Origin of the sequence: Myxococcus sp. CA023 (assembly GCF_010998615.1) — a bacterium.
Lineage (GTDB): Bacteria > Myxococcota > Myxococcia > Myxococcales > Myxococcaceae > Myxococcus.
The window spans coordinates 63085-86678 of the sequence record NZ_JAAEAH010000014.1 but is presented as its reverse complement, the minus strand read 5'-3'; the positions used below and the strand labels follow the sequence as shown (position 1 = coordinate 86678).

Annotated in this window: 19 protein-coding genes and 1 pseudogene; 6 read left to right on the top strand and 14 right to left on the bottom strand. The window is 69.6% G+C overall.

The window, feature by feature from the left end:
- Positions 1–70: 70 nt before the first annotated feature.
- From F8M74_RS08525 to F8M74_RS08510, 4 genes are all read right to left on the bottom strand, one after another.
- Positions 71–1321 (bottom strand): hypothetical protein, encoded by a 1251-nt coding sequence (locus F8M74_RS08525; RefSeq protein WP_141253233.1) that lies wholly within the window; start codon positions 1319–1321, stop codon positions 71–73.
- A gap of 90 nt (positions 1322–1411) precedes the next feature.
- A complete protein-coding gene (gene nadE / locus F8M74_RS08520) occupies positions 1412–3304 on the bottom strand; it encodes an NAD(+) synthase (protein ID WP_141253234.1) in 1893 nt (630 codons plus the stop codon).
- Between the two features lie 78 nt (positions 3305–3382).
- The gene (locus tag F8M74_RS08515) at positions 3383–4039 is read right to left on the bottom strand and encodes an LON peptidase substrate-binding domain-containing protein (protein WP_141253235.1); all 657 of its coding nucleotides are present in this window, start codon (positions 4037–4039) and stop codon (positions 3383–3385) included.
- 46 nt (positions 4040–4085) lie between these two features.
- Positions 4086–4697, bottom strand: a complete 612-nt coding sequence (locus tag F8M74_RS08510) for a hypothetical protein (protein WP_141253236.1) — start codon at positions 4695–4697, stop codon at positions 4086–4088.
- A gap of 52 nt (positions 4698–4749) precedes the next feature.
- On the opposite strand from F8M74_RS08510, the gene F8M74_RS08505 reads away from it, so the two are divergent.
- Positions 4750–5739: an alpha/beta hydrolase family protein gene (locus F8M74_RS08505; RefSeq protein ID WP_141253237.1), complete on the top strand. Its 990-nt coding sequence runs from the start codon at positions 4750–4752 to the stop codon at positions 5737–5739.
- 27 nt (positions 5740–5766) lie between these two features.
- Here the strand turns inward: F8M74_RS08505 and F8M74_RS08500 are convergent, their stop codons facing one another.
- Entirely contained in the window at positions 5767–8295 is a 2529-nt protein-coding gene (locus F8M74_RS08500) for an MASE1 domain-containing protein (protein WP_141253238.1), read from the bottom strand.
- A 131-nt stretch (positions 8296–8426) separates the two neighbouring features.
- On the opposite strand from F8M74_RS08500, the gene F8M74_RS08495 reads away from it, so the two are divergent.
- Positions 8427–8648 (top strand): hypothetical protein, encoded by a 222-nt coding sequence (locus F8M74_RS08495; RefSeq protein ID WP_026114050.1) that lies wholly within the window; start codon positions 8427–8429, stop codon positions 8646–8648.
- A gap of 57 nt (positions 8649–8705) precedes the next feature.
- Here the strand turns inward: F8M74_RS08495 and F8M74_RS08490 are convergent, their stop codons facing one another.
- The 6 genes from F8M74_RS08490 to F8M74_RS08465 all read right to left on the bottom strand — a co-directional run bounded on the left by F8M74_RS08490 (position 8706) and on the right by F8M74_RS08465 (position 13891).
- A complete protein-coding gene (locus tag F8M74_RS08490) occupies positions 8706–9827 on the bottom strand; it encodes a HupE/UreJ family protein (protein WP_141253239.1) in 1122 nt (373 codons plus the stop codon).
- Entirely contained in the window at positions 9824–11044 is a 1221-nt protein-coding gene (locus tag F8M74_RS08485; protein WP_141253240.1) for a hypothetical protein, read from the bottom strand. The genes F8M74_RS08490 and F8M74_RS08485 overlap by 4 nt, the downstream gene beginning before the upstream one ends.
- Positions 11045–11186: 142 nt before the next feature.
- Positions 11187–11846 carry an HAD family hydrolase gene (locus F8M74_RS08480; protein ID WP_141253241.1) on the bottom strand — a complete coding sequence of 220 codons (660 nt, stop codon included), beginning with the start codon at positions 11844–11846 and terminating at the stop codon, positions 11187–11189.
- An 86-nt stretch (positions 11847–11932) separates the two neighbouring features.
- Complete coding sequence (locus F8M74_RS08475; RefSeq protein ID WP_141253242.1) at positions 11933–12517, bottom strand: biopolymer transporter ExbD; 585 nt, start codon at positions 12515–12517, stop codon at positions 11933–11935.
- 25 nt (positions 12518–12542) lie between these two features.
- Positions 12543–13031, bottom strand: a complete 489-nt coding sequence (locus tag F8M74_RS08470) for a biopolymer transporter ExbD (RefSeq protein ID WP_141253243.1) — start codon at positions 13029–13031, stop codon at positions 12543–12545.
- Between the two features lie 122 nt (positions 13032–13153).
- Positions 13154–13891 carry a MotA/TolQ/ExbB proton channel family protein gene (locus F8M74_RS08465; protein WP_011556787.1) on the bottom strand — a complete coding sequence of 246 codons (738 nt, stop codon included), beginning with the start codon at positions 13889–13891 and terminating at the stop codon, positions 13154–13156.
- 325 nt (positions 13892–14216) lie between these two features.
- On the opposite strand from F8M74_RS08465, the gene F8M74_RS08460 reads away from it, so the two are divergent.
- Together F8M74_RS08460 and F8M74_RS08455 are read left to right on the top strand one after the other, a co-directional pair.
- On the top strand, positions 14217–15110 hold the full coding sequence (locus F8M74_RS08460; protein WP_141253244.1) for a general secretion pathway protein GspE: 894 nt from the start codon (positions 14217–14219) through the stop codon (positions 15108–15110).
- A gap of 341 nt (positions 15111–15451) precedes the next feature.
- A pseudogene (locus F8M74_RS08455) lies at positions 15452–16411 on the top strand (bifunctional methionine sulfoxide reductase B/A protein); the annotation flags it as partial.
- A gap of 8 nt (positions 16412–16419) precedes the next feature.
- Here F8M74_RS08455 and F8M74_RS08450 read toward each other — a convergent pair.
- From F8M74_RS08450 to F8M74_RS08440, 3 genes are read right to left on the bottom strand one after another with little or no spacing between them, the layout of a single operon-like run.
- Complete coding sequence (locus F8M74_RS08450; protein ID WP_163884353.1) at positions 16420–18336, bottom strand: ATP-binding protein; 1917 nt, start codon at positions 18334–18336, stop codon at positions 16420–16422.
- Positions 18326–20308, bottom strand: a complete 1983-nt coding sequence (locus F8M74_RS08445) for a PAS domain S-box protein (RefSeq protein WP_171410190.1) — start codon at positions 20306–20308, stop codon at positions 18326–18328. The genes F8M74_RS08450 and F8M74_RS08445 overlap by 11 nt, the downstream gene beginning before the upstream one ends.
- A gap of 56 nt (positions 20309–20364) precedes the next feature.
- Positions 20365–22035, bottom strand: coding sequence for a nitrous oxide reductase family maturation protein NosD (locus tag F8M74_RS08440; protein ID WP_228559189.1), 1671 nt, complete (start codon positions 22033–22035; stop codon positions 20365–20367).
- Positions 22036–22436: 401 nt separating this feature from the next.
- Here F8M74_RS08440 and queD point away from each other — a divergent pair, with 401 nt between their 5' ends.
- Entirely contained in the window at positions 22437–22799 is a 363-nt protein-coding gene (gene queD, locus F8M74_RS08435) for a 6-carboxytetrahydropterin synthase QueD (RefSeq protein WP_011556793.1), read from the top strand.
- Positions 22800–22841: 42 nt separating this feature from the next.
- Positions 22842–23591, top strand: coding sequence for a bifunctional NADP-dependent 3-hydroxy acid dehydrogenase/3-hydroxypropionate dehydrogenase YdfG (gene ydfG, locus F8M74_RS08430; RefSeq protein WP_141253247.1), 750 nt, complete (start codon positions 22842–22844; stop codon positions 23589–23591).
- The last annotated feature ends 3 nt before the right edge of the window (positions 23592–23594 follow it).

The following is a 23594-nucleotide window of genomic DNA, read 5'->3' as shown; positions in this document are numbered from 1 at the left end:
GCGGGCCCGTTGGCTACCGGGCACCGCGCCACCGATTCCTGCTCAAACCACCTGGGGCTTCGTCTTCGCGTCAGAAGGTACCGCCGACGCTGACCGTGCCCTGGTAGCTGCCGCCTCCCTCGAAGTCACCGCCGCCGCGATCGATGCCCGGGGCGAAGTCCTTGTCGAAGAGGAAGTTGTAGTTGGCGCGCGCGTCCACGACGAAGTGGCCCACGTGGCCTCGCAGCCCCAAGCCCGCGGGCACGTTGCCCACGGTGTCATCGCGGTACCCCAGGGACTCACCGCCTCGGAAGTTGTAGTCGTTGATACCGATGCCGCCCAGCAGGTACGGCTGCCACGCCGTGGGCGCGATGCCCAGCGTCAGGACAGCCTGACCACCGTTACGCACGAGGTCCGGTCCGCTCGCGCCCGTCTCCGCGTGGCGGATGTTGTTCAGCGCGCCGGTGTAGCCCAGCTCGAGGCCCAGCACCTTGGACGGCTTGATGGCGGCACGAACGCCCGCGGTGGCACCGGGGCTGAGCTGCGGAGCCAGCGCGCCGGTGTATCCCTCCACACCACCGCCCAGCATCACCGAGAGGCCTTTCATCTTGTCCTTGTCCTCGTGCTTCTTCACTTCCATCGGCTCGGCGCGCTCGGCCGACGGCTGGAAGTTGGAGGGAGGCGGCGTCGTGGCGATGCCGCTACCGCCCGTGGCGGACTCCGGAGGCGGGTACGCGGACTCCGGCTCCGGGTAGACAGGCTCCGAGGAAGGCTGCCCGCTGCCGCCCGTGCCCAACGGCGGCGCCGGCGGCACCACGAGCTGCTCGCTGTCATGCGTGCCCTGGGGCGCGGCGGGAGGCGGCGTCATGGACTCCTGGCCGCTGCCGCCCGTGCCCTGCTGGCCCACCGGCTCGCAGCGGACGGGCACGTTCATGTAGACCTCGCCCTGCGCGTTCGAGGGCTGCTGGCCGCTGCCGCCGAGGGCTGCGTCGTCCATGCCCTCCTGGCCACTGCCGCCGATGCCCATGCTGTCCTGCGACTGCTGACCGGAGACGTCGGGAACGGGCTCCGTCTCCAGGATGATGGTGTCGTCCTCCTGCAGCAGGTCATCACCGCCCAGGTCTTCCTGCTGTGCCTGGGCCACCATCGCGCCCTGCTGGCTCTGGCTGGTGCTGGCCTGCGGTGGCGGGCAGTCGCCGTCATCGGCAACAGCAACGCCTCCGTACATGAGCGCCGCAACGGCGCCCGCCAGAATCTTCGCTTTCATCCATGCCTCCGTCGTCGAGTGGCAGACATGAAGGTTGTTTCCCGCGCGACGTCCGGCAAGGCGCGGAGACGGCACTCACCCCCGGGGGTAATTGCCCGGGGGGCAGGCCACCGGGCGTGGAGGACTGCCCACACCTGCGCGATGCGGGCAGCGGATGGCAGCGTGCTACCCCTGCCGCATCCACTCCGTGCCGGTGACGACGGGCAGTTGCAACGCGCGCTCCCGGTCCAGGTCCAGGTTGCCGATGTGGAGCGACAGCGGTGACTGCACCCACTTGTAGATGGACTGCTGAAAGAGGCGGACGAACTTCTCCACGTAGCCGCTCAGCCGGGATGCCGCCACCTCCGGGAACATGGCGGTGAGCGCCTGGAGGATTTCGGCGGGCGTCAGCTTCTCACTGCCGTACAGGTAGAAGCAGGCGTCGAGGATGGGGAAGGGCATCAACTCCTCTTCGCCCACCTGGTCATGCGCCAGCTCCGGCCCCGCGGGCTTGGCGAGCACCTTGCGGATGCCCTCATAGCCCGTCGTGTCCTGGAGGTAGTCGAGCAGGTACATCACCACCGTCTTCGGGACGTTGGCGATGACGGCCAGCGCGCCCATGAGGTCCCCCCCGATGGTGGTGTAGCCCACGGACTTCTCGCTCATGTTGCCCGTCTGCAGGAAGAGTCCGCCGCAGGAGTTGCTCCAGTTCCACATGCGCTGGGCGCGCAGGCGGGCCTGGATGTTCTGCTCGGTAATCGGCGTAACGTCCTTGCCGCCCAGCATCGTCTTCGCGACGGCGCGCTCGCGCTCGAAGGCCTCGTCGATGGACACCACCTGGAAGGCCACGCCCAGCTCGCGCGCAATCGTCTCCGCCGCGTCGCGCGTGGCGTCGCTGGAGTAGCGGCTGGGCATGTAGAAGGCCTGGATGAGCGAGCCGGGGTTCTCCGGCCGCGCGCGCTTCGCGTAGCGGTGCGCGATGAGCAGCGTCAGCAGCGAGTCCCGTCCACCCGACAGCGCGATGCCCAGCACCTTGAAGGCGCGCGTCTTCTCGAAGTAGTCGCCCACGCCCAGGGAGAGCGCGTCCAGGATGTCCTCGCACAGCGCATCCCGCGCGGTGCGGCGCGTGTCCGGAGACGGCAGGAAGAAGCTGCGGTGGGGAGGCACCGGATACGTCAGCGCGTCGCGCTTCGTGTGCACCACCTGGGTGCAGTCCAGCACCGGCACCGCCTGGCCGCCTTGCGCCAGCCATGACTCGCGGTCCACGCGCCAGGTGGTGGCCTCGGCGCGCAGGCGCAGGGTGCGGTCCAGGTCCACCACCGCCGCCGCGTAGCCTTCCTGGAAGCGCGGCGTCTCCATGACGTGGCGGCCGTTCTGGTTGAGGAAGCCGCCGCCGTCGAAGATGAGGCCGTCGTTGCTGCCCACCGCGTTGCTGTAGGCAATGGTGCACTGGTGGTCCGCCGCGCGGGTGGCGATGAGCTCGCGCCGCGTCTCCACGAAGCCCAGCCGGAAGGGCGACGCGGACAGGTTCACCACCAGCTCCGCGCCGGAGTACGTGCGCCGCCGCATGGGGCCGTCCGCGCTCCAGATGTCCTCACACACCTCCGGGGACACCACGCCGAAGTCGAAGCGGAACAAGTAGTCCCCCAGCGGCACGCCCCGGTGGACCTCCGCCATGCCCGGCTGACCGCGGCCGAAGGTGCGCGCCTCGTAGAAGACGCTGTAGGTGGGCAGCTTCTCCTTGGGGACCAGACCCAGGATGCGACCACCGGCCACCACCGCCGCGCAGTTGAGGCGCAGTCCCTGGTGGGCCACGCCCACGCCCACCACGAAGACGGTGGGCAAGGGCGCCGTCTCACGCGCGAAGCGCTCCAGCTCCGGCCACTGGCGGTCCATGAAGCCCTGCCACTGCACCATGTCCTCGGCCGGGTAGCCGGCGATGAGCTGCTCCTGGAAGACGCCCAGCGTGACGCCCTCCGCCGCCATCTTCCCCGCCAACGCCAGCGCCTTGTCCGTGTTCCGGGTGAAGGACCCCACGGTGGTGTTCACACTGGCAAGCCCGAGCTTCACGAGCCGCATGGTTGCTCCCGTCCCTTTCGATGACGCGTCTGGCGCGCAGCAATGCGCGGCCCGCCGGACAAGGCAAGCGCAACCCGCTCAGTTCAAGGGGCCGGTGGGCCGCAGGGGCTGGAGCCTGCCGATGAGCGCCCCCACGTCCTCCAGCACGCCTTCCAGGCGCTTGCGCACGTCCAGCTCCGCCAGCAGCTCCTGCCGCCGCTCCGGCTCCGGGATGACGGCGGAGGCCACCACATCCGCGAGCATGCCACCCTGGGCCCGCGCGGCCACCGGCAGCAGGTTCTCCGCGAAGGACGGCGGGACGCGGCCGGCCAGCTCGAAGACGGCCTGCCGCAACTGCTCCTCCTCAGGGCCCTCGTAGGGCATGTCCGGCAGCACCTCCGCGAGCACCTCCCGGTAGGCCTTTTCCGTCGTCAGCTCGGACGTCATGCGGACGCGGCTCACGCCTTGGAGGAGGATGTTGTAGCGACCCTCCTCCACCTGTTCGTCCCAGACGATGACGCCCGCGCACATCATGGGTAGCATGGGCGGACGGCCCCCATAGTTGCCTTCCCAACCGGGCTCGAGCTGGGACAGCGCCAGGACGCGGTCGCCCGCGAGCGCGTCCCGGACAAGGGCCCGGTAGCGCGGCTCGAAGATGTGCAGCGGAATGACGGTGTGCGGGAACAGCACCGCCGACGGGAGGGGGAAGACCTTCAGCGCGCTGGCGGCACGCTCGATGCGTTCTTGAGCGGTCATGGGGGGCACCTTGCAGTGATAAGCCCGGCTCCCCCCAGCCGCATTCCTAACGAGCCCGGGAATGATACGCCCGGTCCCACCGCAAATGGGGCACGTGCGCTTCCAACCACTGGAGGGCCACGTGCGAGGCCTCGTTCTCCACGGCCCCCTGCCGGATGGATGCGGCGGACAAAGCGAGGACATGCCCCGCCCCCGCGATGTCCTCCGCGTGACAGCCCTGCGCGCGCAGCCGCCAGGCCAGACTCCCAAGCGGCGGCGTGGTGCCGTGGCGCCAGAAGTGCAACTCCAGGTCGCACCGCAGCGCTTCCGTCTCACCCCGGGCACGCGCGGCGGAAGAAGCGAGGGACACCTCCAGGCCGTCCTCTTCGAACTGGAGCGCGTGCTGGACCGCGTGCGTGCACGCGACCACCTGACGCCACAAGTCCCACCCGGCCCGGGGCACGCCCACCTCGAAAGGCAGGTGGAGACAATGCCCCGAGGCCACGCCAGCGCGCGGGAAGAACCGCGCGGGGCTCGAGTGAGCGCACACCGCGTCCGTGGGGAAGCACCGTTGCATGTGCCGCCAGAACACCTGGACTTCCTCGGGCTGGATGTCCCCCTGGCGGAACCAGACTCCCACCCGGGGCAGCGACTGGAACAACCCCTTGAATGAATCCATTGATTCAATCATTTGATTAAACTGGTCGCGGCGTCAAGGGCGGGGGCATAGGATGGCGCGGGTGCTGCGAACCCATCCGGTGGACGTCCTCTTCGCGGGCCTGTCCCGCCGCGCCCGGCTCTTCTCCCAGGGCTGGGGTGATGAGCAGTTCCTCGAAGAGGTCGCGGCGGCCGCGCCGTTCCAACAGCGGCCTCCGCCCATCGCGCCCGAGTGGAGCGCGCCCCGGCTCCATCGCGGTCTCCAGGTCCGGGATGGCACCTTTCCGTCTCCGCTGGCCCGGCTCGACGCGGCGGCGCGCACGGCCCATGTCCGGTGGCTGAGCGCGGGGCAAGGGCCCTCACGCGGCGCCTGCGTCGTGCTCGCTGCGTCCCGTGAGGAGGGCTTCTCCCTGAGAGAGCGCATGTACGCGCCGCTCGCGAGAGAAGGCATCGACCTGTTCCTGCTGGAGAACCCCTATTACGGCCTGCGCCGTCCCCTGGGGCAGAAGGGTGGCGCGCTGCGCACCGTCAGCGACCACGTCTTGATGAACCTGGGCATGGTCGACGAGGCCCGCGCGCTGCTCGCGTGGCTGCGGAGTGAGGGCCATGCGCGCCTGGGCGTGGCGGGCTACAGCATGGGCGGCTACATGGCGGCGCTGACGGCGGCCGTCGTCCCGGAGCCGCTCGCCGTGGCGGCGCTCGCGGCTGGAGCGTCTCCCGTCCCCGTCTTCACGCAGGGGCTGCTGTCCTGGTCCATTGCCTTTGCATTGCTGGATGGCCCCCGGCGCGACGCGGAGCAGGCCCGGAGTCGGCTGGGACGGATTTTCGACCTGGCGAACGTCGCGCGCTTCCCGCCTCCGCGGCAGCCCGAAGCGGCCGTCCTGGTGGCCTGCCGACGTGACGGGTTCGTGCCCGGTGATGAAACGCTCGCGCTGCACGCGCACTGGCCCCGAAGCGAGCTGCGCTGGGTGGACGCCGGACACGTCACCGCGCTCTTCACGGAGCGGGCCGCGCTGTGCGCCGCCATCCGGGACGCGCTATCGCGGGTGGATGCCACGACGTGAGCACGCGGCCCGGAGCGCGCGCATGCCTCAGTGCCGCACGCCGCCAACGGCCGCCACGGGTGACGCCTCATCCACGCGCGGCTCCGACCCCATTGCGTCCACTGCCGTCAGGGCCGTGGCCACCGTGGCCATGAGCAGGTCCGGCCGCACGGGCTTCTCCAAGACGCGGGTGGGCACGGTGTCGATGAACGCGCGGGACTCCGGCGTATAGGCACCGCCGGAGATGAACACCACCCGCGCGGCCTGGTCCGGCGCGTGGGCGCACAGGTGCTGGTAGACGGCGGCGCCGTCCGTCTCCGGCATCTGCAAGTCACACAGGATGACGTCGAAGCGGTGGCCCGCGTCCACCAGTGCCAGCGCCTCGCTGCCCCGCGTGGTGGTGACGACGTCGTGGAACGGCTCCAGCAGCAGCCGCATGGACTGCGCGAGGCGCGGCTCATCATCCACCACCAGCACCCGGCCCCGCCGGGCCACGGATGGCTGAGGCAGACTGACGCGTGGCAACGGCCGCGGCGGCGTGGATGCCTGCACGCGCGCGGGCGGCAACAGCACACTGAAGACGGAGCCCCGGCCCAGCTCGCTGCGGACCTCCAGCTCGCCCCCGTGCGCGCGGACAATCTGCTGGCAGATGGCGAGCCCCAGCCCCGTGCCCTCGCCGCTGGACTTGGTGGTGTAGAAGGCCTCGAAGATGCGCGGCAGCACGTGCGCGGGAATCCCCGCGCCGCTGTCCACCACGTCCACGCGGGCCCGGCCGGAGACATCCGTGCTGGTGCGCACGCGCACCTCGTTCATGGACGGGTTGCCCTCCGGGATGGCCTGCATCGCGTTCACCAACAGGTTGAGCAGCACCTGTCCCAAGCGGGCCTCGCTGCCCGCCACGCGCGGCACCGGACCGAACTCCTCCACCAACCGGGCGCGGTGGCGCAGCGCGTGGCTGATGATGCGCACCGCGGGCGGCACCAGCGCGTTGAGGTCCACCAGCCCCGAGTCCTGGTTCCCCTGGCGGCTGAACACCTGGAGGTCCCGGACGATGAGGCGGATGCGCTCGGCGCCTTCCAACGCGCCCCGCACGCTGCCCATCGCGTCGCGCATGCCCGACATGCCGCCCTGGCTCAATCCGCGCTCGGCGGCCTCCAGGTTCAGCACCAGGTAGGCCAGCGGGTTGTTGATTTCGTGCCCCACACCGGCCGCGAGCGTCCCCACCGCGGCCACACGCTCGGCCGCCACCAGGCGGGCCTGGAGCTCCTTGGTCGCGGAGATGTCGCGGTGGGTGGCCACGAAGTGGGTGATGTCCTCGCCCGTGGCGCGCACCGGAGACAGCAGCACCTCGCTCCACACGAGGTCGCCCTGCTTGTGCGCCAGCTTCACCTCCGCGAACACCGGCTCGCCCGCGAGCAGTGACTGCCGCGTGCGCTGACGGAACTCCGGCTCCTGCGCGCCGTAGAGCGAGCACGGGTCCTGGCCCACCAGTTCCTCCAGCCGGTATCCCAGGAGCGAGCACAGGGCCTGGTTGGCGAACACGGTGCGCAGCGCGCCGCCCGCGCGGACCTCCACGATGAGGACGCCTTCGTGCACGCTCCGCACGGTGGTGCCCAGCAGTTGGAGCTGGCCGATGGCGCGCTGACGCTCGGTGCTCGCCGCCGCCAGCAGCAACCCAGTGACGGCGTTGGCGGCGATGAAGAGCTGCAGCACCAGCAGGTCCTGCGGCAGGTCATCGGTGGCGAAGGGCCCCTGCCCCCGCGCGGTGCCCACGATGGAAGCGGCGGCGATGCACAACGTGGCCGCCGCCGCGCCCCGAGGGCCGAAGCGAAGCGCGGCCCAGGCGGACATGGGGAAGAGGAGGAAGGCGGCCGCATGCGCCGCGCTGTGCGGCAGATCCGGCACGAAGAAGATGGCGCCGCCCAGCACCGTGGTGAGCCCCGCGAGCACCACCGCCTCGCCGCCTCGCCGCGGCCAGGACCACCGCTTGAACAGCATCAACGGCGGCGCCACCACGAGCACGCCCATCAAGTCCCCCACCCACCACACGCGCAGGCCCGCGGCCAGGGACGTCCAGGGAAGCCGCCCGCCCAGCACGAGGCTCGCCACGCCCACCGATGCGCTCACGCCCAGGCACAGCGCGCCCGCTCCTGCGCACAGCGCGACGACATCGCGGATCCGCTCCAGTCCCTTGTCGAAACCCACCCACCGCAGAAGGCCTACGCCGAGCACGGCCGCCAGCGTGTTGCCCACGCCCACGCCGAGCGAGGCCACGACAGGCACATCCCCCAGGACCGACATGACCGACGCGCCCACGAAGACACCGGGCCAGCGTGACACCCCCAGCACGACCAGCGCCGCCAGGGACACCCCCGCCGGAGGCCAGGCCGGGCTGATGTTGCCCACGATGGCCACCTGCTGCCCCAGGGCCCCCGCGAGGAGGTACACGACGACCAGGCCCAGCATCTCCAGCAGATGCCGGCCCTGGACTCCACGTACACTGGCTTGGAGCAGCCCGAAGATGACCCATCCCCCCGACACCCGCCCGCCGACCCGGCGGGTATCCATGAAGGCCATGCTAGCCGGGGCACCGCCGGTATTGCACCTGCCCCCCGGTTGACTGGAAGGCAACCGTCCAGGAACCGATAGGCGAAGTGCAATGGCTTCGGAACTCACCCGTAGGGGAAGACAAGGAGGTCACCCGAACCATGTCGCGTCCCGCAATCGCAGCCCTGCTGTCTTTTCTCATCCCTGGCGTGGGGCAGATCTACAACGGGGACCTGCTCCGGGGCCTGTTCTGGCTCATCATCACCCCAGGCTTCTGGATTGGCACGGGTGGGTGCCTGGGCTGGGTGTGCCACATCGTCGCCGCTGTCACCGCCCACAACCGGGCGGAGGACAAGGACAAGTACAGAGTCACAGTCGTCTGACGCGGCCATGTGGCCCCAACGCTGACACGCGGGCGGAGCACACGGCGCTCCCGCGTGTCAGGTAACCGACACGCCCAGGCCCAGGGCGCGCTCCGCCAACCAGAGGCACGCCAGCAGCGCGATGGCCACCGAGCCGCCCACGACGACCGCGCGGCGGTAGAGCGGCGCCTCGCGCAAGGCGAAAGCCAGGGGCAGCAACGCGGCCACGAAGGCCACCTGTCCCAGCTCCACGCCCAGGTTGAAGCCCAGCAGCGCCAGCGCGAGGCTTCCCGTGGACAGCCCCATTCCCGCCAGCACCGACGCGAAGCCGAAGCCGTGCAGCAGTCCCAGCACGAAGGCCACCGTCCAGCGAGTCCCCCACCCCAACGGGCGGACGTTGTCGAGCGCCGCCACCAGGATGCCCAGCGCGATGGCGACCGACACGAAGCGCGGCGGCAGGGATGCCCAGCCCAGCGTGGCGGCGACCAACGTCAGCGCGTGCGCCACGGTGAAGGCGGACACCACCTTCACCACGTCCCACAGCGCCGTGCCGAAATCCGAGACGGCCACCCACCGCCCGTCCGCGCCACGGCGCAGGACTGACGGCAGCAGCAGCGCGAAGAGAAAGAGCAGGTGGTCGGCCCGAGTCACGATGTGCAGCGCCCCCTCCACCGTCATGCGCTCCGCGGTGCGCCAGGGAGACTCGTCCCGCAGGCGCACCCGCGCGAAGTGCTGGGACGCGGAGAAGATGAGCGGCTCGCGCGCGCCCACGCGCACGATGCCCCGGTGAAGCGGGTCGCTGTCGAACAGCAGCGTGTAGTCCACGTCCAGCCGCGCGGCGGAGCCAGTGCAGCGCGCGTCGAAGTCCAGCACCGCATAGGCCCCGTCCGAGTGCCGCCGGATGTGCAGCCCGCCCTGGGAAACGAGCGCACAGGGTGCACCTTCCGCCCCGAGCACCAGCCGGCCGAGCACATAGCGCCGGATGTCGGCCTCGCGCGCCAGCACCTCGCCCCAGGTGATGGCGCCGTCTCCGCCCGCGTCCAACCCGAGGACGTCGTCCAGGTCCTGGAGCGACACATCCCACCGGCCGGAGATGCCTTGGCCGTCCGCCTCGGTCAGTCGCAGGTAGCTGTCGCTCGGCTTTTGCGCCTGGGCGGACAGGGAGGCCAGTAGGAGCGACAGCAGGGCAACACGGCTCATGGCAGCAGACTCCGCACGCGCTCGGCCAGGAAGACGAGCCCCGGGTCCTCGCAGCCCGAAGCTTGAAGGAAGTCCAGCGCGGGCCGGGCCGCCTCCGGTCTGCCAGCGGCCAGCGCGGCTTCAATCAACAGCCGCACGTCCCATGGCTCACGCTGTGACACCCACACGGCCTGCGCCAGCCGGAGTGCCTTCTCCGGCGCATTCTCCACCTGGAGCGCGAAGCGGGCCTCCTCGCGCGCGAGGAGACTGTCCCCCCGCAGGCGGCTCTCCTCGAACCGGCGGGACAAGGCGTGGGCGACTTCGGGCGCGCGTGACGACCCGAGCGCATTCTCCGCCAACGCGTGGCGCAGGAGCAACCGGTCGTCCTGCGTGTGGTCCATCACCACGACGGCCGCCTCCCGCGCGCGGCCCGCGTCCAGCAGCAGGTCCGCGTAGGCCGCGCGTGCGGCGTAGTCCTTCGAATCCAGCGAGATCGCCCGGAGGAAGTAACGCTCCGCCAGACCGGCATCCCCCGCCAGCGCGGCGGCCTCCGCCAGCGTGGCCAGTGCGCGCGTGCGTGACTCCTGACTGCGCTCGCTGCGCCGCAGCGCCTCCGACAGGAGCGCGTGCGCCTTGCGCGAATGGCCCGCGAGGCTTCGTACCCGGGCCTCGCACACCGCGACCGTCAACGAAGAGGTCAACGCGGTGAGCCTCGCGCAGCTGCGGGCCGCCTCGGCATGCTCGCCTCGAATCCCCAACACCTCCGCGCGCAGCAACCACGCGTCGACGTTGCCGGGGTCCTCCTTCACCACCGCGTCCAGGTCCTCCAAGGCCGCCGGAAAGTCGCGCCGCGCGTGGTGGAAGGTGGCGCGTACCAGCCGCACGCCAGGCGGCGGCGTGGCCAGGTCCCACCACGGACGCAGCGCCGCCTGTGCGCGCCCCAGGTAGCGAGGCTCTCCCAGCACGCGGCTCGCCTCGATTTCCAACCGCGCCAGGCGCAGCGCCATGTCCAACTGTCCGGCGTGCCCGGCCAGCGCCTTGCGAAGCGCGGCACGCTCGCGGGCGCGCGCATCCACACCGACGGCCGGCACGCGCGCCAGGACCTCCTCGGTGTCCCGGGGAATGAAGGGCTCGCGCTCCCCGAAGGAAGGCGAGCGCCCACAACCCAGTACCCACGCCGTGGCCAGGACCACGGCGCGTCTCGCGGCGGAAGGGCGGCGGAACATCGGAGCTCGCATGGGCTCCGCACTGTACGCAGCCATTTTTCGAATGGCGGCCGCCCGGGGACATGGGTCGCCGGAGCAACACACCGCTCAGGGTCGCCGCCCTCTACTCAACAGCGAAGCGGGACTGGAGTGCGCCCGCGGGTCTTCCTCCTGTTCAAGGCCTGGCGTCCCGCAGCGCCGCCAGCAACTCCGCCGCGGTGGCGGCCACCGCGCGCGCGCCGTGGGCCTTCAGCTCGTCCACCTCGCGGAAGCCCCAGGCCACGCCCACGCCGTACATTCCCGCCGCGCGCGCCGTGTCCATGTCGATGGACGTGTCCCCCACGAAGCCGCAGGCCGCGGGCGGTACGCCCAGCTCCGAGGCCACCGCCAGCGCCGCCGTCGGGTCCGGCTTGCGCGGCAGCTCCGGCCGCTCACCGTACACGGCGGCGAAGGAGGCTTGCGGCAGCAGGCGCGCGACCAGGCGCTTCACGAAGTCGTCTGACTTGTTGCTGAGCACCGCCAGCTTCGTGCCCTGCGCGGCCAGCGCGGTCAGCATCTCCGGGATGCCCGGGTAGTGCGCGGTCCGGTCGAAGAGGTGGTCGTCGTAGTAGGCCTTGTAGGAGGCCAGCACCGGCTCGATGAGCGCGTCCTGCCCTGAAGGCACCGCCCGGCGAATCAACTCCCGGACACCGCTGCCCACGAAGCGCAGGTACGCGGACTCCGGATGGGTGGGCAGGCCGTGGTGGGCCAGCGCGTGGTTCGTCGCATTGGCGATGTCCCCCAGCGAGTCCACCAGGGTTCCATCCAGGTCGAAGATGACGGCACGAAGCAGCATGAAGACGAGTCCTTCTTCACAAACGAAAACGCCCTGGCCACGAGGACCAGGGCGTCGCGGGGCCCCAAGGCCCAATCACCTGAAAGCTACGGGGTGGCCTTGGCGCTGGCGGCCTTCACCGCCTCAGCATCGCCCGCCGTAATCACCGCGAAGTTGATGTTGTTGTAGCCCGCCGTGGCGCAGCTGAACATCACCCGCTTGATGATGGAGTACTCCACGTCCTTGTGGGCCTGGATGTTGATGTCGCCCTTGAAGGTGTTGGCCGTGTCCTGCGCCATGGAGTGGAGGTCCTCGTACTGCTTCTTCATGTCGCGGAGCTTCTCCTCCAACGACGGGATGTTGAGGTACTCGTCCTTGGTGAAGTCCTCCACGCGGCCAATGATGGTGCCGGAGACGCTGATCTGGTCACCGGAGACCATCACCACCGGGTGCATCTCCACTTCCTTGACGTTGACCGCCTCGGGAAGCTCGATGTCCTTGGTCATCATCAGCACCTCACCCGTCGCGGAGAAGTTCGCGATGAGGAAGAGCACGATGATGATGAACATGTCGACCAGCGGGGTGATGAGGAGGTCGGAGTAACCGCTCTTCTTCGCGGTCCCGCCGTGCCCGAACACCTTGGAGTGCTGGAGCCGCTTGCCGTATCGCTTGCCTGGAACCTGAATGGCCATGACGTGTCGTGAGCTCCTTGGGCGGCTAGCCCATCGCCGCGGACACCGACACCTGGGGCAGCCCAGCGCCGATGCACTCGTCAATGATGCGGACCAGGTCCTCGTAGCGGACCTTGTCTTCAGGTTGCAGGGTGATGGCGGACTGGTCCGGCAGCTGCGCCTTCAGTTCCTTGAAGCGCGCCACCAGCTTGGACAGGTCCGTCTTGCCCTTCGCATCCTTGGTGAGGGGAATCGGATCGAAGGCGCTCTGGTCCGCGGTCAGCCGCAGCTCCGTGGGCGTGATGAGCAGGTTGAGCTGGACCGTCTTGGTCTGCTCTTCCTGCTGCTGCTCCTCCTCCGTGGAGGGGCCACCCGCCTGCGAAACCTGGAGCCGGCCAATCTGGGTCCAGACCGCCGTCAGGATGAGGAAGCTGATGGTCACCGCCATCAGGTCGATGAATGCCGTGAGGTTGATAGAGGTGTCGAGCGACTTTTTGCCGCCTTTGCCTCCACCTGTGTCCATTCCGCCGGCCATGGCGTTCTTCTCCTTCGGCCGCGCTCAGTGAGCGTCGGTGAGACTGATGGGAGCGCGCCGCGCGTCCCCACATCCGTGGGGACAGGACAGCGCGCCCGGACTCCGGGTTCCCGAAGGACTTCCTACTCCTCGTCGCGAGCCGCCGTGGGGACGTTCAGGTTCTTGAACTTGTCCTTGTTGGCCACGATGAGGTTGAGGACGGAGACGCTGGTCTCGTTGATGTCGTTGATGAGGCTCTGCGTGCGGCCCGTCAGCACGGAGAAGGAGATCAGCGCCGGGATGGCCGTGAGCAGACCGAAGCCGGTGCAGTTCATGGCTTCAGAAATACCGATGGCGAGAATCGCCGCCTTGTCGGCCGGGTTCACGTTGGCCACGGCCTCGAAGCAGGCGATGAGACCGGACACCGTTCCGAGCAGACCGGCGAGCATCGCCGCGTTGCCGAGCATGGCGAGGTAACCGGTGCGGGCCTCGATCTTCGGCGTCTCGCGGAGGCTGGCCTCGTCGAGCGCGGCCTGGACCTCGTCGTTGCCCTTCGGAACGTTCATCAGACCGGCCTTGATGACGTTCGTCAGCGGCGTGGACTTCTGGCCGGCCACGTAGTTGATGGCCTTGTCCAGGTCACCCGCGTAGATGTGCTTCTTCAGGCCACGCAGGAAGGCCTCCTTGTTGATGGAGGCCTTGCCGAAAAGGATGATGCTTCGCTCGACCATGATGGCGAGTGCCACGATGAGGCAGGCGGCAATGGGGTACATACCCCACTGGCCGGCCTCCCAGCGCATGGCGATTTCTTCGAAGAAGCCCCGCTGAGGGCCGCCGACATTCGCCAGCACGGTCAGGTTCGTCACAGACGCCAGGTCCATCGAGTGTTGCCTCCACAGGCAGCTTGGCCCGCTCCAGCGGACCTTCCAGACCTGACGTCCCCCCGAGCGGACGGTCCACCCGGTTGGGCGGCAGGAATGGATGTTGAAAACGGTGTGCCGACTTTAGGAATGGGCGTGTGGGGTGTCAAGGTAGGGGCAGTGCCGTTAAGTGCTGAAATCTCACAGGAATTTTGCGCTGAGCCCCCTCTTGCCAGCCCGTCCTCCATGCAGCAGCGCGGGCATTTTCGGGGGTATTCCCAAGTGCCTCCGGATGTGACACCGCGCTTGCTTCCTGGGTTTCGTCGCGCGTGTTAAGGCCGGATTCATGGCGAGGAAGCGCATTGGCGAGCTCCTGTTGGAGCAGCGGGCGATCAGCGTCGCCCAGCTCGAGGCGGGGCTCGCGGCTCACCGGAAATCAGGACAACGGCTGGGGGCCACCCTCATCGCGCAGGGTGCCATCACGGAGGCCACGCTCGCGGACGCGCTGAGCCAGGCCCTGGGGTTGCCGCGAGTGGACCTCGCGGCCACCACGCCGGAGTGGGCGGCGGTGCACATGCTGCGCGCGCGCTTCTGCGAACAACACGACTTGTTCCCCGTCGCACTGGAGAGCACGGGCGGGCGCAAACAGCTCGTGGTGGCGATGAGTGATCCGCTCAACGTGACGGCGGTGGAGGAGATTGAGTTCACCACCGGCCTCAAGGTCAGCCCGCGCGTGGCGCCGCTGTCCACCGTGCGCGGCGCCATCCTCCGCTACTACCACAAGGTGCCGGTGGCCTCGCCCTCCGCCAGCCGCCCCGCGCCCGCGAGGCCCGCAGCGAAGCCGGTGAAGGCCGCGCCGCCGGTGACACGCCCCACGGCGCCGCCGTCCGCAGAGGATGACGACGAGGAGGTCATCATCGGCGAGGAGCTGCCGCCCGGCGAGGCGACGCAGCGCACGTCCCTGGCGGAGCTGATTCGCGCCCGCGAGGAGCAGAGCAAGCAGAAGCGCGGACAGGGCGGCGCCGCCGCGAAGCCCAAGGCCGCCGTGGCGAACGCGGGCGGCGTGCTGGACGATCTGGACTACCTCTTCGGACAAGCGCGGGAAGACCCGGACCGCGTCGAGGAGCTGGAGCGGAAGTTCTGGGCGCTGATGCGCATCATGGCGCGCAAGGGCCTGCTCACGAACGAGGAGTTCACCCGCGAGCTGGACGACGAGGACAAGGCCAGCGGCGAGTCGTGACGATGCGCCGGGGCCGGAAGGAATCGGCTCGTGGCGGTTCGTATGGCACGGGGTATCTCCGCGGGGCGCCCGCCTGCATGCCCGGCGAGCCGCAGTCCGGTGACACCGCCTCGGAAACCACCTCGGGGCCTCGCGCGTACACACAGAAGCACCCGCACTCGCGGGAACTTCCGGAGACCGCGTCCATGCCCACCGCCTCCACCTCCTCGTCCCTGGCCCGTCGGCTCATGCCCCTGGCCCTTGCCGCGCTCGCCGTGCTGTCCGCGTGCACCGAGGCCCGCGGGGCCGCGCCCACCGCGCCAGGCCCCACCATCCAGGACACCCGCCGCTACGAGAAGCCCTCGGACGCCGAGCTGCGGCGCACTTTGTCCCCGCTGGCCTACGAGGTGACGCAGAAGGGAGCCACGGAGCCCGCCTTCCGCAATCCCCTGTGGAACCACCACGAAGAGGGCCTCTACGTCGACGTGGTGAGCGGCGAGCCCCTCTTCTCCTCGCGCGACAAGTTCGACTCCGGCACCGGCTGGCCCAGTTTCACTCGCCCGGTGGACAGCGCTCGCGTCGTCGAGAAGCGGGACAGCACACAGGGCACGGAGCGCGTGGAGGTGCGCTCGAAGGCCGCGGGCTCACACCTGGGCCACGTCTTCGGGGACGGGCCCGCGCCCGCGAAGACGCGCTACTGCATCAACTCCGCGGCCCTGCGCTTCGTCGCGGTGAATGACCTGGCGAAGGAGGGTTATGGAGCCTGGCTGCCACTCTTCGGCCGCCCCGCTCCGGCCGCCGCCACGAAGCGCCAGGACGCCTCGCCCTTCACGGAGACGGCGCTGCTGGCGGGCGGGTGCTTCTGGGGCATGGAGGACCTGCTGCGCAAGATTCCCGGCGTCGTCCAGACGGAGGTGGGCTACACGGGCGGCTCCAGCGCCTTCCGCAATCCCACGTATCTCGACGTGAGCTCGGGCAAGACGGGGCACGCCGAATCCGTGCGCGTCGTGTTCGACCCCACCCGGCTGACGTACGAGACGCTGCTGGAGCGGTGGTTCTTCCGCATGCACGACCCGACGACGCTCAACCGTCAGGGCAATGACGTGGGCACGCAGTACCGCTCCGCCATCTTCTACCTGTCCGACGCCCAGAAGCGCGTCGCCGAGGAAGTGAAGGCGCGGGTGGATGCCGCCAAGAAGTGGCCCCGGCCCGTCGTCACGCAGATTGTGCCCGCGGGCGCCTTCACCCCCGCCGAGGACTACCACCAGGACTACCTGGTGAAGAACCCGGGCGGCTACACCTGCCACTACATGCGGGACTGAGCGCGGGCTCAGCCCTGCTGGAGCGGCAGGCGCACGATGAAGGTGGTGCCCTCGCCCATGGTGCTCTCCACCGTCAGCCGGCCACCGTGGTTCTCCACGATGCCCTGGCAGATGGAGAGCCCCAAGCCGGTGCCCCTCCCTTCCGGCTTGGTGGTGAAGAAGGGCTCGAAGATGCGCTGCAGGTGCTTGGGCTCAATGCCCGTGCCCGTGTCGCGCACCTTCACCACCGCGTCCTGCCCGTCACGGCCCGTGGCCAGGATGACGGAGCCTCCCGGCGGCATCGCGTGGCACGCGTTGGTGATGAGGTTGACGAACACCTGCACCAGGTTGGCGCGCACGGCGGACAGGGGTGGCAGTTCGATGTACTCGCGCTGGATGCTGACGCGCGCCTGGGCCACCACGTGCTCGCAGAAGCCCACCGCCATGTCCACGACGGCGTTGAGTTGCACCCGCTCCGGCCGGTCCTGCGCCGGGCGCGCGTAGCTGACCAAATCTCGCGTGAAGCGGAGGATGCGGTGGCTGCTCTCCAGGATTTTGCGCAGCTTCTCCTGGTCCGCCGGATTGGCCCCCGGCGTCATCCGCGAGCGCTGAAGCAGCGCGTCCGCGTACGTGGCCACCGCCGTCATCGGGTTGTTGATTTCGTGCACCACGCTGGCGGCGAGCTGACCGATGGAGGCCAGCTTCTCCGCGTGGATGATGCGCTTCTCCAGCTCCTTCACCACCGTGATGTCCTGACCGATGGCGATGACGCCTTCCACTTCCCCGTGCTGGGAAAGCTTGGAGGAGGTCGCGAAGGAGACCCGCACCTCCGCGCCGCTGCTCGTCAGCAGCTGCGTCTCGAAGCTGTTCACCGGCTCGCCGCGAATCGCCGCGGCGATGAGCTGGTTGAGCCGCAGGTGCTCGCTCTCCGGGATGAGCGAGAAGAAGTCCCGGCCCAGCACCTCTTCCTTGCCGAAGCCGGTGAGCGCGCTGAGCGCCTGGTTGAAGACGACGACCTGCTTGTCCCGGTTCGCCACCAGGATGAGGGCGTTGGCCTTCTCCAGCAGGTCCTCCAGGTACTTGCGGACGAACGTCAGCTCATCGATGAGCTTCGCGTTCTTCACCGCCACCGCCACCTGGTTGGCCAGCTGGAGCAGCACGCGCTCGTCATGCGGCACGTCGGAGACGAAGTCCGCCGGGTACTCCATGTTGATGGCGCCGAAGAGTTGCCCGCTGGCAACCAGCGGCGCGCTCACGCCATGGGTGCTGTCCTGGAACAGCAGCGGGACTTCGCCCAGCACCACCACGCGGTCCACGGGCAGGGACGCGCGGTCCAGGCTCGTCTTCTCCACCGCGCGCTCCATCAGCACCAGCGGCTCGTGCGCGCCTTCCTTCAGCCGCCCCTCCGCGTAGAGCGACGTGAGGCCGCCCGTCCGCGAATCGGTGATGCGGATGCAGAACGAACGCCCGGGGAATAGCTCCTTCACGCCACGAGCCACCGCGGCGACTAGCTCCTCCTCGCCGCCGGCCTCGGCCACGCTGCGGCCCAGGTCCAACAGCACGCCTTCGGTGCGCGCCTGCTCCAGAAGGGCCCGCTCCGCCACCACCAGCCGGTTGCGAGACAGCTCCGGCTCGTTGCGCGCGCGGACGGCCACCACGTCGCCCCGGCGGGACAGCGTCAGCACCACGCCGGGCAGGTCGGGCAAGAGCTCCACGTCGCAGCTGGCGCCATCCGCCGGCACGCGGGCGCCGGACAGGGTGCGCGCCACTTCCTCCACGGACACGTGGTGGTCGGCGCAGAAGCGGCGGAAGGCGTCGTTGACGGCGACCAGGCGCAGGGCCGGGTCACACATGGCCGCGGGGGCGTCGAGCGCCTCGAACAGGGCCTGGAAGGACTCGGGGGCAGGGCCGCCGGCGATGCGCACGGCTCGGGTCTCAGTCTTCATGGGAGGTGGCCTTGTCCAGGTCGAGAATCTGTTGCGCCCCCATGTAGGACTTCGTCTCGTAGCGGGTAATCTTGCCAATCTTCCGGACGATTTCCGCCATGCGCTCCGCCTCGCGGTAGATGATGTCCACCGGCTTCCAGGCGAAGTCGTCTTCCTTCAGCTTCCGCTTCAGCAGCTCGGCGTAGCCCATCACCGAGGTGAGCGGCTGGTTCAGCTCGTGCGCGGCGGTGCCAGCGAGCGCGACGATGACCGCGCTCTTCTCGCTCTCCTCCAGCCGCGTCTCCACGTCGGACAGCTTGCGCTCCAACTGCATGCGCGCGCGCATGTCCGTGAAGATGCCCACGCTGAACACCTCACGGCCCCCTTCGTAGACGATGGAGGCCGTCATGTTCACCGGCACCCTCTCACCGGAGCGGTGCACCAGCTCCTCCCGGATGAGGGACAGTCGGCCCTTGCCGCCGTGCTCGGGTGCCCGAATCATGGCCATCACCCGCTTCGCCACGCCCGGCGGATAGAGCTGGTGCACGGTGAGGCCGCCGCCCAGGGCCTCCTGCGCGGTGTAGCCGCACAGCGCCTCCGCGCCTTTGTTGAAGAGGATGATGCGCCCCTTCAGGTCGGTCGCGATGATGGCGTCCACCGACGAGTCGATGAGCCGCTCCAGGAAGTCCTTCGTCTGGAGCAGCTCGTCCTCCAGCCTTCGCGCGTCCGTGACGTCGCGGAAGGAGAGGATGGTGGCCGCCTCCTCGTCGCGTAGCGGCGCCGCGGACATGGACAGCGTCAGGCGGCGACCCGTGCGGGTGCACACCTGCACGTCCGCGCCGGAGCGGGCCTCGCCGCGCGCGGCGGTGGTCACCAACTCCATCAGCACATTCTCATCCACCGGCTGAGTCACCTGGTGCAGGTGGCGGCCCCGCGCGTCCGGCGCATCCACATCCAGCATGGCCGCGCCGGACGGATTCAGCGACAGCACGCAGGCCTTGTCGTCGAGGATGGCCACGCCTTCACTGACGTGCGCGAAGAAGAGCTGGTACGGCTTGAACGAGGCCGCCTGCTCCTCCGCGGCCAGGCGGGCCGTCTTCTCAGCCTCCGTCTGCCCGCGCACGGACTGGAGCACGGACGCGTTGCGCAGGGCCACCGCGGTGGCGTGCGCCACGGTGGTGAGGAAGTCGATTTCCCGTGGCGTGAAGGTGCGCCGCCGTCCCGCCGCGCGCAGCAGCAGCACGCCGCGCACCTGCCCGCGGATGGGCAGCGGCAGCGCGGCGATGGCGTGGATGCCCCGGGCGGCCACCGCGCGCCGCTCCACGTCCCCCAGCAGCGGGTGGGTGGAGGCCTCCTGCATCACCACCGGCTTGCCCGTTCGCATCACCTCGCGAATCTCCGGGTAGCGCGACAGGTCGATGCGCAGGTCCTTGAGCGTGGGGTCGTCGCTGGCGGCGACGATGATGCCCTCATCCGCGCTGCGCCCCAGCATCACCAGCGTGGCGCGCGCGATGTCCAGCTTCTCCGCCAGCCGCCGGGTGACGCCGTGCATCAGCGCCTCCACGTCCGACGTCTCCGCGTAGTCCGCCGTAAGTTCCAGCAGGAGCGCCAGGTCCTCCTGGCTGCGCGCCTGTTCCTCGCGCTCCACGTGGCGCTCGGCGGCGCACTGGAGCCGCCAGGCCAGCTCGTGCATGGCCACCGGCGCGGTGAGGACGTCAGCCGGCTCGAGGGACTGCGCCGCGGCGAAGTGGCTTTCGCCCGGTGCCACCAGCACCACCAACGTGAGGTGGGCGGCGAGGGCAGCGTCCACCAGGGCCTGCCCCGCGGCGAGCCCTCCCGGCGCGGTGAGGTCCACCAGCGCCAGGGAGGCCTCTTCGAGACCGCCCACCACCCGTAGACCCGCACGCGCGGCGGCCGCGGCCAGCAGCTCCCGCGCGGGTGAGTCCGAGGGCACCAGGGAGATGCCTGATACGAATTCCAGCGAGGACGGCACGTGGAGAGTGGGGTCCAGGGCAGAAGGGGGGACCCCACTCTACACGCCCTGAGGGCTCAGGGGCAGTCCGACTCGAAAGCGCCCTGGTCCGGGCCTGGCCCGCACCAGGTCAACCCCAGCGACAGCCCCGCGTTGAGGGCGGGCGAACCCGACCCCAGGCGGAAGTCCCCGGTGTCGATGTTGACGAAGCCAGGGGCCTTCTCCTGGGAGCGGCCGTCCAGCCCGCTCTGCGAGCGCCACTGCGAGAAGCCCATGTCCACGCCGTTCAGCCGGAAGAGGGCCGAGCCCGAATTGCGGAAGTAGAGGTTGGCGTCCACCACCGCCCCCGAGCGCCCGGGGCCGCCGCGCACCGCCACCCCACAGCCGGAGAAGACGTTGTTGCGCACATCCAGGCTGGCGCTGGCCCCGGTGTCACCATGGCCGAAGGTGAGGCACGGCCCGGGCATGTTCCAGACGGTGTTGTGATGAACCTTCACGTTCGACGTCGTGTCCACGCGGATGCCGCTGCCCTCCTCACCGCCGCCCAGGCCGTCCCGCACCAGGTTGCGGCGGATGACGATGTTGGTGGGCGGCGAGCCCTGGCGCACCCCGCCGATGCTGATGGCGCGGCCGTTGTTGTAGAAGACGTTGTCCTCCAGGGTGACGTCCTTCGCGGACAGGTGCACCACCACGCCCTCGCCGCGCGAAGTGGATGACGTCTTGTGGCCCCAGATGATGTTGCCGCGCAGCGTGACGCGGGTGCACGTCTTCACGTCGACGCCATTCTCCCGGTTCTCGTGCAGCTCGTTGTCCTCCACCAGGAGGTTTTCGAAGGGCGTGCCGGAGATGGTGGCGCCGCCCTCGGGGCCAATGCACTGCACCGCGTCCCCGGAGTTGTGGTGGATGTCGTTGCCACGCACCACCACGTTGCGCGCCGTCGTCTGGACGATGACGCCGTGGCTGTCATCTCCGTTGCGGTTGAAGTGGGAGATGGTGTTGCCCTCGATGAGGACATCACTGGCCCTCTCACACACGTTGATGCCCGCGCCCGCGGTGCCGTTCTTCAGCGTGGAGCCGCGCAGCACGCCGTGGTGGGAACCCACGCCGCGGAACAGCACCGCGAAGGAGGCATTGCCCGCCGCGTCGATGGTGAGCCCCTCGATGCTCCAGTACGCACCGCGCACGTCCACCATGGCGGAGCCGCTGCCGGACGGCTTCAGCACCGGCTTCGCGCCCGGCGCGGCCCGCAGCGTGAGCAGGTTGGACGCCGAGCCACCCTTCTCCTCCAACTTGAGGCGCTCGGCGTAGGTGCCCGTCTTCAGGTAGATGGCCTCGCCCGGCCGCACCAACGCCAGCGCGCGCGTCACCGTTCGCAGCGGCGCCGACTCCGTGGCGGGAGCACTGTCACTGCCGTTGGACGCCACCCAGAGGATGCGCGAGTACTGGGGCTCGGGTTCAGGCTGAGGCTCCGGCTCTGGCTGGGGTTGGGGCCCGGGCTCGGGCTGAGGGGTCGGATCCGGGATGTCGACGATGACGGGCGGAGGCTCCGACGTTCCAGGGTTCGTCGTGTCGTCGTCATCGTTGGTGGGAGGTGTGCCAGGAACGGACGGGTTGCCCGTCGACGGCGTCTCGCTGGAGCCCGGAGGTGAGCCACTTTCCTGGGCGAGCTCCCCCTTCCCATTGCAGGCCAACAAGGACAGCAGGGCAGCGGAGCAGAGGGCCGTGGACCACGGCGAGCGGTTGCGCATCCTGGCGGACTCCTGGTGTGGGTCGCGGCGCGGGGGGCGCTCGCGAGGACGGCCGCCAATTCCGAGCCCCGCGCTGTTCATTCCCTCCGAGCGCGGCAACCCCTGCCTGCCGGGACGTAGAGGGAGGAGACAGGAAACGTGGTTTCGCGGGGTTGGGACGGATGCTCCGCTTCACCGACAGGTGGGCCTTCGCGGGGAGCTGAAGCGTGATGTGTGCAACGCGCGCGGGAATATTCCCGGGGATTTTTCACACAGAGCGAAGAGCCGAGCCGGGCGTCCCCGGGCGCGTGGGCGCGCGGCGGGGCGAGACATGCCGGAGTTTCAGGGAGGCAGGGCGTACCTTGACGCCAGGAGGAACGCGCGGGATATGAGCCGCCTTCCACCCGCTGTCAGGAGACACCTTGGACATCTTCAAGGAATTCACCTTCGAGGCCGCGCACCGGCTTCCCAACGTGCCGCCTGGGCACAAGTGCAGCCGGCTTCACGGCCACAGCTACCGGGTGGAAATCCACGTGCGTGGCCCCGTGGGCTCACAGTCCGGGTGGGTGATGGACTTCTCCGACATCAAGGAGGCCTTCGAGCCCCTGCGGCTGAAGTTGGACCACTACTACCTCAATGAGGTGGAAGGCCTGGAGAACCCCACCAGCGAGAACCTGTCGCGGTGGATCTGGAAGCGCCTGCGTCCGGGCCTGCCCCTGCTCAGCCGGGTGGTGGTCCGCGAGACGTGCACCAGTGGCTGCATCTATCAAGGCGAAGACGACTGACAAGCCGGGCCCTCGCGGGGCTGGCTCCACGAGGGGACTGCCATGAACGTTCTGATTACCGGGGCCACCGCGGGATTCGGTCTGGCCATTGCCCGCCGCTTCATCCAGGACGGCGCGCGCGTCATCGCCTCCGGGCGGCGCACCGAGCGGCTGGAGGCCCTGCGCGCGGAGTTGGGCGAGCGGGTGCTCCCCCTGACGCTCGACATCACGGACCGTGAGGCCGTGGAGCGGGCCATCCGCTCGCTGCCGGCGGAGTTCGCCGAGGTGGACGTGCTGGTCAACAACGCGGGCCTGGCGCTGGGGTTGGACCTGGCGCAGTCGGCGCGCGTAGAGGACTGGGACACGATGGTGGACACCAACGTGAAGGGCCTCATGTACTGCACGCACGCGGTGCTGCCCGGCATGGTGGCGCGCAACCGGGGCCACGTCGTCAACATGGGCTCGGTGGCGGCGGAGTGGCCCTACCCGGGCGGCAACGTGTACGGCGCCACCAAGGCCTTCGTGCACCAGTTCAGCCTCAACCTCCGCGCGGACCTGCACGGCACCGCCGTGCGCGTGACGGACATCGAGCCCGGCCTGGTGGGCGGCACGGAGTTCTCCAACGTACGCTTCAAGGGCGACGACACACGCGCGGCGTCCGTCTACGCCAACACCCAGGCGCTGACGCCCGAGGACATCGCGGACGCGGTGCACTGGGTGGCCACGCGGCCCGCGCACGTGAACATCAACGTCATGTCGCTGATGCCGGTGTCACAGTCCTTCGGGCCCCTGCCGGTGAAGCGACAGGGCTGAGCC